Source organism: Nonlabens ponticola (assembly GCF_003966335.1).
Taxonomy (GTDB): domain Bacteria; phylum Bacteroidota; class Bacteroidia; order Flavobacteriales; family Flavobacteriaceae; genus Nonlabens; species Nonlabens ponticola.
The window spans coordinates 537964-555280 of the sequence record NZ_CP034549.1 but is presented as its reverse complement, the minus strand read 5'-3'; the positions used below and the strand labels follow the sequence as shown (position 1 = coordinate 555280).

General features: G+C 41.1%; 15 protein-coding genes. 13 read left to right on the top strand and 2 right to left on the bottom strand.

Annotated features, from left to right (window positions below; genetic code table 11):
- Nucleotides 1-2 precede the first annotated feature (2 nt).
- The gene (locus EJ995_RS02370; RefSeq protein ID WP_126445246.1) at nucleotides 3-980 is read left to right on the top strand and encodes a DUF4837 family protein; all 978 of its coding nucleotides are present in this window, start codon (nucleotides 3-5) and stop codon (nucleotides 978-980) included.
- Nucleotides 981-1056: 76 nt separating this feature from the next.
- On the opposite strand, the gene EJ995_RS02365 is transcribed toward EJ995_RS02370, so the two are convergent.
- The gene (locus EJ995_RS02365; RefSeq protein ID WP_126445244.1) at nucleotides 1057-1254 is read right to left on the bottom strand and encodes a Sec-independent protein translocase subunit TatA/TatB; all 198 of its coding nucleotides are present in this window, start codon (nucleotides 1252-1254) and stop codon (nucleotides 1057-1059) included.
- A gap of 125 nt (nucleotides 1255-1379) precedes the next feature.
- On the opposite strand from EJ995_RS02365, the gene EJ995_RS02360 reads away from it, so the two are divergent.
- The 11 genes from EJ995_RS02360 to EJ995_RS02305 all read left to right on the top strand — a co-directional run bounded on the left by EJ995_RS02360 (nucleotide 1380) and on the right by EJ995_RS02305 (nucleotide 14889).
- Nucleotides 1380-2237: a M23 family metallopeptidase gene (locus EJ995_RS02360; RefSeq protein ID WP_126445242.1), complete on the top strand. Its 858-nt coding sequence runs from the start codon at nucleotides 1380-1382 to the stop codon at nucleotides 2235-2237.
- Nucleotides 2237-3733, top strand: a complete 1497-nt coding sequence (locus EJ995_RS02355) for a GH3 auxin-responsive promoter family protein (RefSeq protein ID WP_126445240.1) — start codon at nucleotides 2237-2239, stop codon at nucleotides 3731-3733. Before EJ995_RS02360 ends, EJ995_RS02355 begins: the two co-directional genes overlap by 1 nt.
- Before the next feature lie 134 nt (nucleotides 3734-3867).
- The gene (locus tag EJ995_RS02345) at nucleotides 3868-5595 is read left to right on the top strand and encodes a DUF6909 family protein (protein ID WP_164549861.1); all 1728 of its coding nucleotides are present in this window, start codon (nucleotides 3868-3870) and stop codon (nucleotides 5593-5595) included.
- A 57-nt stretch (nucleotides 5596-5652) separates the two neighbouring features.
- Nucleotides 5653-6699, top strand: a complete 1047-nt coding sequence (locus tag EJ995_RS02340) for a hypothetical protein (protein WP_126445234.1) — start codon at nucleotides 5653-5655, stop codon at nucleotides 6697-6699.
- Nucleotides 6700-6702: 3 nt separating this feature from the next.
- A complete protein-coding gene (gene rfbD, locus EJ995_RS02335) occupies nucleotides 6703-7545 on the top strand; it encodes a dTDP-4-dehydrorhamnose reductase (RefSeq protein WP_126445232.1) in 843 nt (280 codons plus the stop codon).
- A 37-nt stretch (nucleotides 7546-7582) separates the two neighbouring features.
- Nucleotides 7583-8698 (top strand): GDP-mannose 4,6-dehydratase, encoded by a 1116-nt coding sequence (gene gmd / locus EJ995_RS02330; protein WP_126445230.1) that lies wholly within the window; start codon nucleotides 7583-7585, stop codon nucleotides 8696-8698.
- Between the two features lie 73 nt (nucleotides 8699-8771).
- Entirely contained in the window at nucleotides 8772-9818 is a 1047-nt protein-coding gene (locus tag EJ995_RS02325; RefSeq protein WP_126445228.1) for a GDP-L-fucose synthase family protein, read from the top strand.
- 21 nt (nucleotides 9819-9839) lie between these two features.
- Nucleotides 9840-11099 (top strand): oligosaccharide flippase family protein, encoded by a 1260-nt coding sequence (locus tag EJ995_RS02320; protein WP_126445226.1) that lies wholly within the window; start codon nucleotides 9840-9842, stop codon nucleotides 11097-11099.
- A complete protein-coding gene (locus EJ995_RS02315) occupies nucleotides 11096-12175 on the top strand; it encodes a glycosyltransferase (RefSeq protein ID WP_126445224.1) in 1080 nt (359 codons plus the stop codon). Before EJ995_RS02320 ends, EJ995_RS02315 begins: the two co-directional genes overlap by 4 nt.
- Nucleotides 12168-13610: an O-antigen polysaccharide polymerase Wzy gene (gene wzy / locus EJ995_RS02310; protein ID WP_126445222.1), complete on the top strand. Its 1443-nt coding sequence runs from the start codon at nucleotides 12168-12170 to the stop codon at nucleotides 13608-13610. Before EJ995_RS02315 ends, wzy begins: the two co-directional genes overlap by 8 nt.
- A complete protein-coding gene (locus tag EJ995_RS02305) occupies nucleotides 13597-14889 on the top strand; it encodes an O-antigen ligase family protein (protein WP_126445220.1) in 1293 nt (430 codons plus the stop codon). Before wzy ends, EJ995_RS02305 begins: the two co-directional genes overlap by 14 nt.
- On the opposite strand, the gene EJ995_RS02300 is transcribed toward EJ995_RS02305, so the two are convergent.
- The gene (locus EJ995_RS02300) at nucleotides 14858-15925 is read right to left on the bottom strand and encodes a hypothetical protein (protein ID WP_126445217.1); all 1068 of its coding nucleotides are present in this window, start codon (nucleotides 15923-15925) and stop codon (nucleotides 14858-14860) included. The two genes, EJ995_RS02305 and EJ995_RS02300, sit on opposite strands and share 32 nt — an antisense overlap.
- A 247-nt stretch (nucleotides 15926-16172) precedes the next feature.
- Here EJ995_RS02300 and EJ995_RS02295 point away from each other — a divergent pair, with 247 nt between their 5' ends.
- Nucleotides 16173-17264 carry a glycosyltransferase family 4 protein gene (locus EJ995_RS02295; RefSeq protein ID WP_126445215.1) on the top strand — a complete coding sequence of 364 codons (1092 nt, stop codon included), beginning with the start codon at nucleotides 16173-16175 and terminating at the stop codon, nucleotides 17262-17264.
- Nucleotides 17265-17317: the final 53 nt, after the last annotated feature.

Here is a 17317-nt window from a genome sequence, read left to right as displayed (position 1 = left end):
GTATGAGAATTATAACCACATTACTTGTTGCATTAGTGCTTATTTCCTGTAAGGAAGAGCCAGTGCGTATAAACGACAGCGCAGGTAAACTCAACGATATATTAATTGTTGTGAACAGTGAGAACTGGGATGGCGAGATAGGTGACACGATCAGGAATGTGCTGGCACGACCTATTGATGGATTGGTACGTGACGAGGCAATGTTCACGCTCAATCAGGTCAAGCCAGAGTCATTTAAGGGCATGCTCAAGAAATCCCGCAATTACCTTTTTGTAAGAAAGTCAGATACTGCAAGCGTTGGCATACGCAAGAATAAATACGCCACACCGCAAATAGGCGTAATCGTTCAGGGAAAAGACACACGTGAAATCGCCGAGCAAATAAGCGAAAATGCCGATAACATCGTTACCATTTTCAAACAAGGAGAATTAACTGAAAAGCAACGCCTTATTGATCGTGTGCGCTTAAATACAGATCGTATTACAGACCGTTTTGGTATTGATATGAATGTGCCTACAGCCTATAGATATGCCGCGGTAGACGATCCAGATTTCACCTGGTTGCGACGCAATATTGTAGAAGGAACGATGGACATGCTTATCTATGAAGTACCGTTGAGCCAGATACAACGCGATAGCAGCGTGGTGCAAGACATTGTTGCCGTGAGAGACTCCATAGGATTGATTAAGATCCCAACTGACGGTGGTCCGTTCCGTACAGAGCCTGCTTTTTCACCCTATGTGAATGAGACACAAGTCGATGGCAGGTTTGCGTTTGAGACTAAAGGTACTTGGGAAGTCAGGGATATGTTCATGGCAGGTCCGTTCTTGAACTATGCTATTTACAATGCAGATAAAGAAAAGTGGTTAATTGTAGAAGGCTACATTTCTGCACCCAATGCTGTGCAGCGCAATTATCTATTTGAGATTGAGGCAATTCTCAACAGCATACGCTTTGTAGAAAAGGAAGACAATCAATAAGGTTAAGCCGATTGTAATCCATAAAAAAGCCCTGTAAGATCATCTTACAGGGCTTTTTTAATGCGATCAACGCATATTATTTGTTGGAGTCGATGCCTTTACTGGTAGCGTCCTCTTTATCTTCTTTGGTTGCATCCTTGAATTCTTTGATACCACCACCTAAACCGCGCATGAGCTCAGGAATTTTTTTACCACCAAAGAGTAATAAAATAGCCAAAACAACAAGAACAACTTGCCAAACGCCAAACATTCCTAAAATGAATCCAGTGATCATAACATAAAGTTTTAGTATAACAAAGATACAACACTGTCATAGACAAATTATTATCTGTACCAGTCGATTACCTACTTACCACAATCTGTGAGCAGCGGTAACGTTTATTTATATTTGTAGAGTACATGAGTGAAAGCCCTAAAAAATATAAAAGTAAGTGGAGACACCATTACCGCATGGTGGTGCTTAATGACGACACGTTTGAAGAGCGTTTCTCACTCAAACTCACCAGACTCAATGTGTTTGTAATGACTGTGGTAAGTGCCGTGATTTTAATAGGTCTCACAACATTATTTATCGCTTTTACACCAGTGCGCGAATTCATTCCTGGATATTCAGGCATTGATAACAGGCCACAAACCATGGCGCTGTTGCGAGAGACAGACTCGCTCAAATCACAGTTGGCAATCAATGAACAACAGTACGACCGCATCCAGATGGTGTTGAGTGGTAATATCACTAGTGAAGAATATGAACGCATCGACAGCATCGCGCGAGTAGAGACTGCCGCCAGTGCAGACTTCAGCATAAGTCGTGAGGATAGCCTGCTGCGTGAAGAAGTAGCACGAGAAGATAGATACAATGTGCTAGAAGGTGCCACCGCGCGTACCAATTTTGTTTTCTATACACCTGTAAAAGGCAGTATTTCAAATGGTTTTAATGTCAAGGAACGCCATTATGCGGTTGATGTTACCGCGCCAGTGAGCACACCTATCAAGGCCGCCGCACCTGGCACCGTGATTTTTTCAGGATGGGCAGCACAGACTGGTTATACCATTTTGCTGGAGCACAGTAACGGCTTGATTACGGTTTACAAACATTGCGAGACCTTGAATAAGGAGCAAAATGATCAGGTTCTCGCAGGTGAGGTCATCGCTAGCGTGGGCAACACTGGCGAGCTCACTAATGGGCCGCACTTACATTTTGAGTTGTGGAGCAATGGCTATCCACTAGATCCTACCAATTTTATAAACTTTGAGTAATGTCGATTAAAGCCATTGCCGCGCGCGTTTTTGCCGCACGAGTAAACCGCAAGACCCAGCGATGGGCACAAAATCCAGTACGTTCTCAAGAAAATGTATTTAAGATGTTATTGAAGGTGGCTGGTGATACCGCTTTCGCGAAAGCGCACTCATTCTCAATCATCTCCACACATCAAGAGTTTGCAGATAACGTTCCAGTGCGTGACTATGAAGACCTTAAGCCCTTTATCGACCGAGTGGTAGCTGGCGATAAAGACGTTCTATGGCCAGGGAAACCACTTTATTTCGCTAAAACCAGTGGAACTACCAGCGGCGCCAAATACATCCCAATTACAAAAGAATCTATGCCAGAGCACATCAAGGCGGCACGCAACGCTATCTTGAGTTATATACATGAGACTGGCAATTCAAAGTTTGTGGACGGTAAGATGATCTTCCTGCAAGGAAGCCCAGAAATGGAAGAAAAAAACGGAATCAAACTAGGTAGGTTGAGCGGCATTGTAGCTCATTATGTGCCTAACTATTTGCAGCGCAACAGGCTGCCGTCATGGGAAACAAACTTAATTGACGATTGGGAAACCAAGGTTGAGGCCGTCATCGACGAGACCATTCCAGAACGAATGAGCGTTATTTCAGGAATTCCCAGCTGGTTACAAATGTATTTTGAGCGCATCGTGCAACGCACAGGCAAGAAAGTGGGCGAGGTTTTCCCAGAATTTAATTTGCTTATTTATGGTGGCGTTAATTTTGAACCCTATCGAGCCAAATTCAAATCACTTATAGGTCGCGAGCCAGATACCATTGAACTATTTCCAGCCAGTGAAGGCTTTTTTGCCTATCAGGACAAGCAGAATGAGAAAGGCATGCTGCTATTGCTTGATGCAGGAATCTTTTATGAATTCATACCAGCAGATCAGTTTTATGATGAGCGGCCACCGCGATTAACTATTGGTCAGGTAGAGATAGGCGTCAATTATGTGATGATTATCTCAACTACCGCAGGACTTTGGGCGTACAACATAGGCGATACCATTGCATTTACCAGCACAGCACCTTATCGAGTAGTTGTCACAGGCCGCATCAAGCATTACATAAGCGCCAGCGGCGAGCATGTGATAGGCAAAGAGGTAGAAGAGGCACTCAATCAAGCTGCGACAAAACACCATGTCATCATTGACGAATTCACGGTCGCACCGCAGCTGGATACACCAACTGGTGAGTTGCCTTATCACGAGTGGTTTCTAGAGCTGGAAAAAGCTCCAGATGATAAAACGCTAATAGATTTTGCCACATCTCTAGATCTAGCGATGCGCGAGCAAAATAGTTATTACGATGATCTTATTACTGGTAAAGTCCTGCAACCACTTAAAGTTAGGATATTACCACAAGGCAGCTTTAAAAACTACATGAAAAGCATTGGCAAATTAGGAGGTCAGAATAAGCTACCCAGATTGTCTAACGACAGGAAAATTGCGAAGTTTTTTGATGAGCCCTAGATCCCAATTGACGAGTTGTTCCTTGGCAGGAGGAAATTGTTGTGTTGCCCAATTGATGCGATTTAATTGAACCCAACCACAGCTTTTTTATCCTCATCAACCATAAGCCTATCTTTGCATAGAAATTACCTTTTATGCCCATCATTAACGTAGAGCCTAGAACTAGAGCACAAGAAAGTACCAATGCTATCGAGCGCATGTATATCACCATGCGTCACTTATTCAATCGTGGATTTTACAAGCCTATGGGCGTGAGTGGTGAATCCTTGCGCGAGTCGCTGCTTACCATACGTCCTGAAATCTACGGTTCCATTGCAGAGGATAAGATCGAGTTGAGTGGCTTGCTTTATGTCATGGATCGATTGCCCATGGGCATCGAGGAATGTACCTATATCAATTTGACCAGTGATGAAGGTTATTCTGGCAGCCACTTCAAGGCGATTGTTCCTAAAAAACGCCGCCGTAACTGCTATCGCATCGATAAGCACCAGATGAATATTGAGATCACTCGTGGTAGATCAGAGATCTATGATATCCTCACGCACTTGACATTCCTGATGATTGAATCTCACAAGATCATGAAACGCGTGATTATTGGCGAGAACGGCAACACGACCAGAGACTGGAATTGTCTGGAAGACGCCGTTCAAAAAAAGAAACTAAGCCAGGAAGAGAAAGAAGTCGCCATAACACACACGGCAAATATTCTGGGTAGAACCTTTGAAGAGGTCGTGAACGTATATGATGACTTTGCAACGCCGCATAATCCTAATCAATTCTTGAGTACGATTTACCATTTAGGATTGCTAGGCAAGCGTGAGATTATGGACGAGCAAAAGCGTGTCGTTACATTTTCACCCGTATTACGCGAGAGATTAGGTCACCATATTCATGGTGATCGCTGGGCAACACGCATCAAAAAGCATTTGATCGATCATGATTTATTTGATCGACCGCTGCACATCATCAGTGCCAACTTGCACAGTGTAATGAATTCCATTTATGGCCCCAAAGCCTTAAAAACAGAAATGGAAAAAAAAGGTAGAATGGAAGTTTTTGCTTCTTTGAGTAACGATGCAGGCAAGAAAAACCGCGATGTGATCAAGAAAATGGCGCTCAAGAACGGTATGCAAGAACTCAAGGATGAGAGCGGTACTAATATTGACGTGCAGATATTTGATACCGCGAGATTCCAATTTGAGCAGGTAGGATTTTGTGAAGACAGCTTTCGCGAAAGCGGAACAGATCAAAAACCAGTCATCATAGTTATGGACTACGCATTTGGAGAACAGGCTTATGAAACACTGGATGAATTATTAAAACCTTACAAAGCCGGCAAGGATGATTATAAAATGATGAATATCAAGTCCATCAGTATTATGGGTAAAGCTGGAATTCTTGAAGGCGAGAAAGGTGATATTATGGTGCCAGATGCCCACGTTTTTGAAGGCACGGCAGATAATTATCCATTTAAAAATAGACTGAGTAAAAAAGATCTCAAAACAGATGGATTGAGCGTCGTGAGCGGCTCTATGGTCACTGTTTTGGGAACTTCTCTTCAAAACAAGGATGTACTTGAATACTTCTACAACAGTAGCTGGCGTGTGATAGGTCTTGAAATGGAAGGTGCACATTATCAAAAAGCGATTCAAGCGGCATCCAAAGTGCGTCGCAGCATCAGTAAGAAAGTAAAAGTGCGTTATGCATATTATGCTAGCGATAATCCATTGAAAACAGGCCATACACTTGCCAGTGGTGGTTTAGGTCTTACAGGTGTAAAGCCAGTTTATGTAATTACTGAAAAGATCCTAGAACAAATTCTAGAAAACAGCGTTGTAAAACCTGTTGCGCCAGATGCGTAAGCACAGGTTATCACCGCATCCACTATATTTGAGCATTAAAATTAAGCCACGACGAGCATGAGTGACCCATATAATAAGCCGCAAGAGGATCAAGAAGCAGATCTTTTACCCGTTTTTGAATGGATAGGAAATGGATTTAAAAATCTAGGTCGTGGAATAGCCAACTTATTCAAGGCAATCATTCACGGGATATTGTTGTTTTTTGTTTTCCTGCAACGCAACATTATCTTGATAGGTGTTTTTGTGCTTATAGGCTTAGGCCTAGGGTATTACATGGATCAACAGGTCAAGGATAAATACAGTGCCTTGGTGCGCGTTGAACCTAATTTTAATAGCGTTACCCAGCTCATTTCTAACGTTAAGTATTACAACGCTTTGGTGGAAGAAGGTGTGTATGATAAACTGGCCAAAGAACTTGACATCACCACAGTAGAAGCCGAAAATCTTTCTGGATTTTACATAGAGCCTAGTTATAATGATACTGAGTTGCTCAAGGAATATGACGAGCTGGCGAGAAGGTCAGATACTATGGCGCTGGAGAACTTCAGCTTTGAGGGTTTTAAGGAAGCAAAGCGTGAGATCGATTATCAATACTATGAAATCACAGCATCAAGCAAGGATCGTGCAACATTAGTAGAGATCATTGATGATCTCGTCAAGGTTGAAGTCAACGCCGCCATAAAGGGCGCAAAGCAATCAACGCTGGAGAATACAGAATTTGATATCAAGGCACTCAATTACCAGTTGCAGGAACTGGACTCGCTAATTTCTGGTTATCAAAAAGCCATCACCGCTCAAGACATACCAGTTAATGCAGGAACGACCCTATATCTAGGAGATCAAAAGCCATCAGACGCGCTTACTCAGCTTTTTGATGAAAAAAGGATCGTGTTGGCGCAGTTGAATGAGTTGAGAGAGACCAAATACCTCAATGAAGACACGGTCAACATACAATCGCAATTCATCACTCGCGGTACTATCGAAAAGAAGCACTTGAAGCTCAAATATTTGCTTGTATTTTTTGGATTAGGGTTGCTTATCGCAATAATACCCACTATCTGGAAATTCCTTAAGAATTACCCAGACTCTCAGCAAACAGCCTAGCCTTTGAAAAAGATTCTACTTGCTGGCGCAAATGGTATGCTGGGAATAAGCATGCAACAAGCGCTGGTAGATCATGATTTGATCGCGCTGGGCAGCGACGAGCTTGACATTAGCTGTACTAGAGATATTACCGCAGCCATAATTAGGTATCGGCCAAATTATTTTATCAACTGTGCGGCCTACACCGCAGTGGATCTTGCAGAAACTGAAGTCGAGAAAGCCTACAAAATAAACGCCACCGCAGTCAGGCAGCTGGCACAAATCTGCGAGCATCATCGGGTCACGCTTATTCACTTTTCCACGGACTATGTTTTTGACGGGAATGCCACACTACCATATAGACCGCACGATGCCGTGAGACCTATTAATGTGTATGGCGCTAGCAAGTTGCTGGGAGAACAATATATCCAGGATAACATGTCCAGCTTTTACATTTTTAGAATAAGCTGGTTGTACGCTGCTCATGGTAAGAATTTCATGCGATGGGTGCTAGAAAATAACCTAGAAGAGATGCACGTAGTTGATAATCAGCTAGGGTCGCCTACCAGCGCAGACAGTGTAGCGCTGTTCATCAACCATCTGGTTGAGAATGATCCTGACGAGCACGGTGTTTATCATTATACTAATCAAGGCGAGTTGACGTGGTATGCTTTCGCGAAAGCGATATCCCAAAAATCCAACGTACCTAAAAACATACATCCTACAAGCTCATTCAAGACTGCTGCAAGTAGGCCGTCGTACAGCGTCATGAATACTGATGCTATTAGAAGGACCTTTAATTATGACATTCCAACAATTGATACCGCGCTTGAAGAAGTTCTGGAAAGGTATAAGTCTAGGAGTTAGTGTATTTTCGCACATTAGAATTGTTAAGAAAAGTAGCATGAGTAAAGTAGCCTTAATTACTGGAGTTACAGGTCAGGACGGTGCCTATTTGAGCGAGTTTTTATTAAAGAAAGGATATACCGTTCATGGTATAAAACGTCGCGCCAGCCTTTTCAATACAGACCGTATTGACCACCTGTATCAAGATCCGCATGAGGCAAATGTCAAATTCCACCTGCATTATGGCGATTTGACTGACACTACAAACCTGACAAGAATCATCAACGAGACCCAACCTGATGAGATTTACAATCTTGCGGCCATGTCTCACGTGCAGGTATCTTTTGAAATGCCAGAATACACTGCTAATGCGGATGGTATAGGCGCCCTGCGTATCCTAGAATCACTGAGGTTACTAGGCATGGAAAAAAAGACACGCGTCTATCAGGCCTCAACATCAGAGCTTTATGGTAAGGTGCAAGAAGTACCGCAGTCAGAAACGACGCCCTTCTATCCACGCAGCCCGTATGCGGTGGCCAAAATGTATGCCTACTGGGCAACGGTTAACTACCGCGAGGCTTATGGCATGTTTGCCTGTAATGGTATCTTATTTAATCATGAGTCGCCCGTGCGCGGTGAGACGTTTGTGACTAGAAAAATTACTCGTGCGGTTTCTAAAATCGCCAAAGGCTTGCAAGACACCTGTTATCTAGGAAACCTGGATGCCAAGCGCGATTGGGGTCACGCGAAGGATTATGTTCGCATGATGTGGATGATCCTGCAGCATGATGAGCCAGAAGATTGGGTAATAGCCACAGGAAAAACTACCAGCGTGCGTGATTTTGTGCGCATGGCGTTTGAATACATAGGTGTAGAGCTAGAATTTACAGGCACTGGAGTTGATGAAAAGGGAACCATAAAATCTTGCTCAAATCCTGATTACCAGCTAGAAATAGGAAAGGAAGTAATTGCAGTGGACGAGAGATACTTCCGACCAACGGAGGTAGACCTATTGATAGGCGATCCATCAAAAGCCAAGGAAAAACTGGGCTGGGTACCACAAATAGAACTGCAAGAACTGGTCAACGACATGATGAAGAGTGACTTGCATCTCATGTCTCGCGACGAGTATTTGAATAGAGGAGGTTACCGCATTAATAATTACTATGAGTAGATCAATATCCATGCAATCTTCTTTATAAAAAGAAGTTTTGTCATGAGACAAGTAAGTCTATAGAAAATACCTAATGGAGAAATCTGCCAAAATCTATATTGCTGGTCACCGCGGTCTCGTGGGTAGCGCCATTTTACAGGAGCTCAAGGATCAAGGCTATGAAAACCTGATCTTGAGAACGCACAAGCAACTAGATCTTACAGACCAGCAGCAAACCGCGCAATTCTTTAAGGATCATAGGCCTGATTATGTTTTTCTCGCCGCAGCGACGGTAGGTGGCATTGTAGCAAACAACATCTATCGCGCAGACTTTATCTACAAGAACTTGATGATCCAGAACAATGTGATCCATCACAGTTACTTGAATGGCGTGAAGAAATTATTGTTTCTGGGCAGTACATGTATCTACCCTAAAATGGCGCCACAGCCTATGCCAGAGGACAGTTTGCTCACTGGACCGCTGGAATATACCAATGAACCTTATGCCATTGCCAAAATCGCTGGTATCAAGATGTGCGAGAGCTATAACTTGCAGTACGGCACCAATTTCATAAGCGTCATGCCTACAAATCTGTATGGCCCAAATGATAATTTTGATCTAGAAAAAAGTCACGTGTTGCCAGCTTTGATCAGGAAAATGCACCTGGGTAAATTACTCATGGATGGTAACGAGCAAGCTCTTGTCAAGGAAATGGATGTTGAGAATTTTGCTTTCGCGAAAGCGGAACTATCCAAACACGGCATTACAAAAGAAAGCATCGAATTATGGGGAACAGGCTCGCCTAGAAGAGAGTTTTTGTGGTCACACGATATGGCCAAAGCTTGTGTGTATCTAATGCACAACATAGATTTTAAGGACGTTGCAGGCGAGCAAAAAGAGGTAAGAAACACACACCTAAACATAGGTACTGGTGAAGACATCGAGATCAAGGAACTTGCAGCATTGATCAAGAAAACAGTAGGTTACACTGGCAAATTAAATTGGGACAGCTCAAAACCTGACGGCACACCACGCAAGTTGACTGATGTGTCAAAGCTGCACGCACTAGGCTGGAAACATGAGGTGAGCCTAGAAAAAGGTGTTGATATGATGTATGAAGCATATCTAGACAAGGCATAAATAGATAAAGCTAGACTGCTCATGGCGTTCAAATTTACCAGTGATAAAAGGGCAGTTGTCAAGAACTATTTTTATGTAGCTACCTTACAAGGCCTCAATTTTATACTGCCGCTCATCATCCTACCATTACTGGAGCAGCGATTGGGTCTGGAGAAATTTGGTCTGGTGATGTTTGCCCAATATCTCATGAGTTTTTTCCTAGTAATATCAGACTTTGGGTTCAATATTACTGCAACGCGTGAGGTCGCTATCATGCGGGAAAACAAGCAGGACTATTCAGATTTTTTCTCGAGTATCATCTGGTTTAGATCGATCATGATCACGGTGTTGTTTGTGGTCTTGGTTGGTGTGGTTTTTAGTTTTGAGCGATTTAGGGAAGAGTGGCTGGTATATCTTTTAAGCTATGGAATGGTCATGGGACAAGCGATATTTCCCGTGTGGTTCTTTCAAGGGATTGAAAAAATGCAGGTTATCACGATCGTGAACGTGATTGCCAAGGTGATTTTTACCCTAAGTATTTTGTTTTTTGTATCAACTCCAGATGATTACATGTATGTGCCAGCTTTCAATAGTCTAGGATTTATTGTGGCTGGATTGCTTAGTTTAATTCTGGCGCTTAAGCATACGCGCTTGAAAATGGTCATCATTCCAGAGTTTAAAACTTTTATCAAGGAGAGTTTTGCTGTCACGGTTTCTAATATCACTTCAACGGCTGGGCTTATTTCTACTGGTTTGATTTTGGGTATTTTTCATGGTGATAAGATCGTAGGTATCTACAGCATCTTTGAGAAGATGATTGTCGCTTCAAAGAGCGTTTTCATGCCTATTTATCAAGTGCTTTATCCATTCATTTCAAGAAAGGCGGCAGGAAGTATGAGAGACCACATTAAGAAGTTGATACCATATATTGCCATGATAGGTTTGTCGCTGTCATGTTTCTTTTTCTTTTTTGGTGAATTTTTATTGACGTTGCTTTTTGACAATACGGTATTTCTAGATTATATCTGGTTGTTTGAAATCATGACGATAGTATCATTCACATCGTCCTTGACAATGCTTTACGTCACCTTATATGCACCAGCACGCAAACTTTACAATCGCAGGTTGCAGGTGCTAGCTACTGGAGCCATTATTGCGATTATTTCTGGTTTGATATTTATACCGGATCATGATATTCATGCCGCAGCTATTATTTTTACTAGTGTTGAGGTGATCATGTTGAGTATTTCTGTGTATTTATTTTGCTTTAAGGATAAAAATCTGGACATTAAAACTACATGAGTGAGCGCGCCAAAAAATTGATCATAGTCCAGAATATCATACCAGGATATCGCGTGCCTTTTTTTGAGTATTTAAAAGAGCATTTAGGCGATCGATTTGAACTCGTTGCAGGCGATAGCACTTTTGAAAGGTCCATAAAATCTGATGATTCTATTGAGATTGATAAAAGAATAATCAATCGCTATTTATTGCGCAGAAAGTTTATCTATAACAAAGGCATCAGCAACTTAAAGAATACACACGACTCGCTGGTTCTAGAGCTCAATCCACGTAATGTGACTGTGTGGTCCATATTAATATATCGTAAGCTTAGAGGACTTAAGACAACTCTATGGGGTCATGCTTGGCCTAGATCTGGTAGTGATTCTGCATCTGATAAGTTGCGCAATGCTATGCGATCGCTAGCTACACATATCATTACATATACGACTAGCCAAAAAAAAGAATTGCAAGAGCGCATGCCACAAGCATCCATAAGCGCCTCGTCAAATGCATTGATGCGTCAAGAAGAGATGACCACGTCTACAGATCCAGCCGGCATCAATAACGTCATTTATGTAGGCAGACTGGTACCAGAAAAGAAACCCATGCTACTGGTAAAAGGCTTTCATCAAGCGATCAAGAATTTACCGACGATTGCCAAGTTAATCGTGATAGGATCAGGACCAGAAAAGGAATTGATAAACGCCTATATCAAAGCGCATGAGCTGGATAAATGTATCCTTGTCAAAGACCCTATATTTGATAATAGTGTTTTAAAAGAATATTATCTAGAATCTCTCGTGAGCGTTTCGCCAGGATATGTAGGCTTGAATTTGATACAGAGCTTGAGTTTTGGTGTGCCCATGATCATCAGCAAAGATGAGATCCACAGTCCAGAAATTGAGGCGGCAAACTCAAACAATAGCATTTTTATAAAGACAGATGATGTTGATGGTCTAGCAAAAAGCTTAATAGATATCTATCACAGCAAACAGTATTGGGTAGAACAGCGTGAGAATATCATGCAATCTTGTAAGGAAAAATACAGTATAGAAAGAATGGCTCAACCTTTTTTAAACCTTGTAGATGTTTAGATTAAAGGAGGTTTTTGTGCTCATATATTTTATTGTCAGTCTGTTTCATTTTTACAATTTTGAACCAGAGAACAATGTGATTTATGGATTGTTCACGCTCAACTTCTGCATAATTACATTCCTGTTTTTTTACCACTTATATCTTGAGAAAGGATATAGTCCATTTTTATCCACTTTTCTAGTATTCAACTACCTGTTTTTTCTAGTGGCACCCATGTCGCAAATTACCACACTCGCGGCCATGGACGATCCTGTTTTTGTACACAAGTTTCCATATCAGGAAGATCTTGTGATCCATACGTTGTGGCTCATTGCACTTTTTAATACAGTGTTCTCAATACTCTACGTTGCATTTTCATCGCGATTCACCAGTAAACGTATCGTTGGCGAATTAAAAAACCGCACAGCCAGAAGAACGACTCCGTACATGATTGTTATATGGCTGGTGCTGACCTTGCTCATACTCGTCACTCAATTTCAATTTGTAATTGACGAGCTCAATAGACCATCGTGGCAGTCACATGATGTGTCGGTTATAGAAGGATTAGTCAAGACAAAAATTCTTTTTGTCTTTCCTCTCGTAGGTATCATCATTACTGTCAAAGCACTGCGCGCTGCCGGCAAGCTTTCAAATAAGATGATTTACTATATGGCTCTAGCATGTTTCTTTTTGTTGCTGCTCTTTTTTAAGAATCCGCTAGCGACAAAGCGTCACGAGTTGGGACCTATCTTCTTTATTTTGATCTTCTTATTTATACCTAGGCTCATTACCAGCAATTTGAAAACCACGGCCATGATATTTCTGGCGATGCTGGTAGGTTTCCCGCTAGCACAATTGTTGACACATATAGATTACCCGCTAGAAGATATTGTGCAAGATCCTTCCCTATTATTATCAGGGATAGAAGAAGGTGTATTGACTAAGGGTTATTATAGCTTGAATTATGATGCCTTTATGAATATAGGAGTGGTGATTGAACATGTTGCCAATAAGGGATTCAGTTATGGATATCAGATGCTTAGCGGTTTATTGTTCTTTGTTCCCAGAGCCATATGGCCATCAAAGCCACCATCCTCAGGATTAATTGTGGGAAATACCTTGAAAGACAATTATGGGTTTACCTTTACCAACTTGTCAAACCCTTTTGTGTCTGAAGCCTATGATAACTTTGGTCATATAGGAATGGTCATTTTTGCGTTTTTATTGGTGATAACCATGATGTATTTTAGAAAATGGTTACTTTCTGGCCAATTGCTTAAACAATGTATGGCGATCTATTTTGCATTGCATTTACTCATGCTATTAAGGGGTGATTTTACCAATGGTATAGCCTATTTAGGCGGCGCCTTATTTAGTATGTATTTGCTTCCTAAATCTATGGAACAAGTACTAGACATGATAATTTACTCTAGAAAAAAGAATGCCACAAAGTAGCACTTTAAAAATCGATCGTATCGAAAACTACCTCTATACATTATTGATGGTGGCTTTTACAATGCCGCTGCTACCCAACTTTGCTCGCAACATTTTGCTGGGGCTGATAACAGCAACCACACTTTTTTTATTTTTTAAACAGCCAGAGCGCAGTATAAAAGATTATCGCATGATGATCGCTGGATCTGCTTTATACATTTTATATGCTGTAAGCCTATCCTACACAGAAAATATGGAAATAGGGCTGCGAAAGATGGAGACAGGTCTATCCTTGCTCATCATTCCTATTTTCAGTGGTTTGCTACCTATCGCCGTTATAGAAAAAATAAAGCGCAATTTCTCTCAATTTCTTTGGGTTTACATAGTCTCGGTCACCTTGACTCTAATCATATTCTGGTGCATTTTTATAGAACATTATGGAATGTCTCTTTTCCAGCATTTCCCGACAGTCATCAATAAGGATTTGGGCCCTTACAATTTGCACCCTATCTATCTAGCAATGCATGGTGCGGTAGCAATCTTGTTTTCCTTCTATTTGTTGTCAAAGCTCAAAAAGAAATGGGCATTTGCTGTCCTCATCTTCATGAGTATCATTATCGCATGTTTCATGCTTATTGTAATAAAAAAAGGACCGATTATTTCTCTGGTTATAACAGCGCTTTATCTCGTTTTTGCTTACAAGAATAAAAGTGCGATTATCGCACTAACAAGCATTTGCGGGTTGTTTATCTGTGTGATCATTTTTCAACCTAAAGTCAATAGAAAATTCTCTGAATTGCTCAATATTTCTGGACAAACGAGCGGTGAGCAAATGTCTTCAACTAATATTAGGGTCGCCATATTTGATTGCGTCAATGACATCGCACCAGAAGCAGGTCTCTTTGGTTATGGAGTAGGTGATGCAAAAGATGAGTTATTGAAATGTTACAATGAAAAGAATCCAACGTTAGCCAAATACAAGTATAATACCCATAACCAGTTTATGAGTATTTTCTTGAGAGTAGGAGCGATTGGAGCGATAACCTTTATAGTTTTAATGCTTTTTATACTCTATAGGCTTAGAAAGAGAGAAGCGCATCTGGCTATAGCTGTAGTGTCTTTTTACCTGCTCATCATGTTCTCAGAAAACATTCTTGAGCGAGAAAACGGTGTTTTATATTTTGCATTTTTCACCTTTGTTTTCTACCAAGTATTTAAAGGAAAAAACAAGAAGTCAATATCAATTACTCCAATAGATGTAACAGCTGCTATTTCAAAAAGCGACGCACAGTTTTCTTGATAAACCTTATTGGTTTTTTCATTAAGGGATAGTTGCCATAAGGAATACCAAAATATTTGCCCAGGAACAGATCAAGACCACTGTCCATTTCAAAAAATCTAGATTGAGAAGCATTAGTAAGTTCGTGAAATAGTGCCAGCAACCCATCTTGTTTTGCTGCGGGTAAATGCCATATTGGTAAGTGTATATCGTCTGGCTGGACATTATTATAACCTATTCCAGTCCATAAACGCCTAGCATGAAGGCCATAAATGTCAATGATTACATCTGGATCCAGCGTATTGAATACATAAGAACTTATAAGTTCATCACCATCAAAGATGGCATACCCGTTATTAAATTTGATAAGATTTCCTGCTTGTGCCTGTTCATAGCAATAATTGAAAGTAAGCTCTAATCGGCGGGCGATCTCTTTTAAAGTCGCCGCGGTCGCACCTATAATCTCGCCACCATACCAGACAGGATAATCAACTTTAAGGAACAAGCCGTCAATCTCAAACTGCTCATACACCTCTTTCATATCCTGCATGCTCAATCCATGTGGCTCTTTAAGTTGCGGTGTGGCACTTCTTTGATACGTGTCCTTGAGCAATAGTTTATCATTCGTACTGATGATCTCAAAAATACTGCTATCACGGTGCGTCCATATACAATCACTATCAAGTAATATGGACGGCTGTTTCAAATTGCCTAAGGCCTTAATTACCTCTAGCTTGAAAAATGCGTTTCTAAAGGAACTTGAAAACTCACCTGGATCAAAAGTTTCAAAATCGAGCAGCCGTATTTCAACACCCGTTTTGAGCAATTCTTCTTGAACATGATAATTGTTACCTAGTAATAACGGCTCATCGTCGTTGGTATAAACGATCACAGACTGATCTGGATGAAAATATCTCGCGGTAATACAAAAGGTGACCACACAACGCCAATAAACAGCGCGTATATCATCTTGATTTTTCAATTGTGGATAATGTGAACCCTTTTGATCGCTCTTAAGCGGTGAATCAACACAAATAGATGTGACAATATTAGCCATGCCGTAAAACTATATAAAATCCAATGATCTGCGAGTTATACGAGAGGTAATCTAATTCTCGTACCTCGGGCATTTTTAATGTTGGTAAGATTGTATGTATTATGCTTTCGCGAAAGCGTAATCCCAATCATCATCTCTACAACTCTAGAGCGGTTATGTCAGGTAAAATCATGTGACCCTATTCCTACTGCCATACGATTACCTTACCTTGCCGCCGTAATAGAACACTTAGCTATATTGCCGATTGATGTCTCTTAAAAAAATACTTATTATAGGACCGTTCCCGCAACCTACGACAGGTGTGTCGCTGGCAAATAAAGTCGTTTATGATCAATTGTCACGAGGCGCTGCCTATCGTGTGAGTAGCATCAACAGCAGCTTTCCAGACTTTAATGAAAAGTTGGGCGCGATAAGCGCCAAAAAACTATGGTTTTATCTAAAGCTACAATTGTCTTTTTATAAGGTACTGGGCAAGGACATTCTTTATTTGACACCAGGACAAACGTTTTTTGGAGTTGTAAAATACAGCCTATTCATTCTCATGGCGCGCATCACAGGCGCCCAAATCATACAGCATATCCACGGCAATTTTTTGGGAAGGCAATATCACATGCTCACGGGCATTAAAAAACTACTGTTTCACCACCTCATGTCTCAAACTGATAAAGGCATCGTCCTATCAGATTCACTCAAGCCTAATTTTGAGCCTTTCATAGAATCAGAAAAAATCTACAGCCTAAAAAACTTTGTGATTGACGAGTTATTCCTACCACAGCAGGTAATAGCCAAAAAAGAGTACAACAAGCTGCAAATTGTATATCTAAGTAATCTAATGGAAGAAAAAGGGATTTTTGACGTGCTTGCTGCTCTCAAGATCCTAAAGGAAAAAGGTATAAGCTATCAAGCCAGAATTGCTGGTAATATTTCAAGCGAGAAAACACATGAGTTTGATCAATTATTTGCTGACCTTCAATACACGCAATATGTGGGCGTGGTCGATGTCCAGCAGAAAAAAGACCTGCTGCTTTGGTCTAACGTCTTCATATTACCTACATATTATTCCATGGAAGGTCAACCCATATCTATCCTTGAAGCCATGGCAACTGGTAATTTATGTCTAGTAACGCCTCACTCTGGTATTCCAGATATTTTTGTGGAAGCTGAAAACGGCTTTTTTGTGGAGGCAAGAAACCCAGCAAGCATTACTAATGCTCTCGAGAAGCTGTCTTCAAATCCTGATGAAATGTCAAGGATAGGTAAGCATAATTACTCTCGTGCAAAAAAGCATTATCGAGTGTCACATTTCACCGATAATCTAAAACGCATCATAAATTCTTGATGTGTAAGCAAGGTCTTACATGCTAGACATGTTTTCATACCTTTGAATCTTGC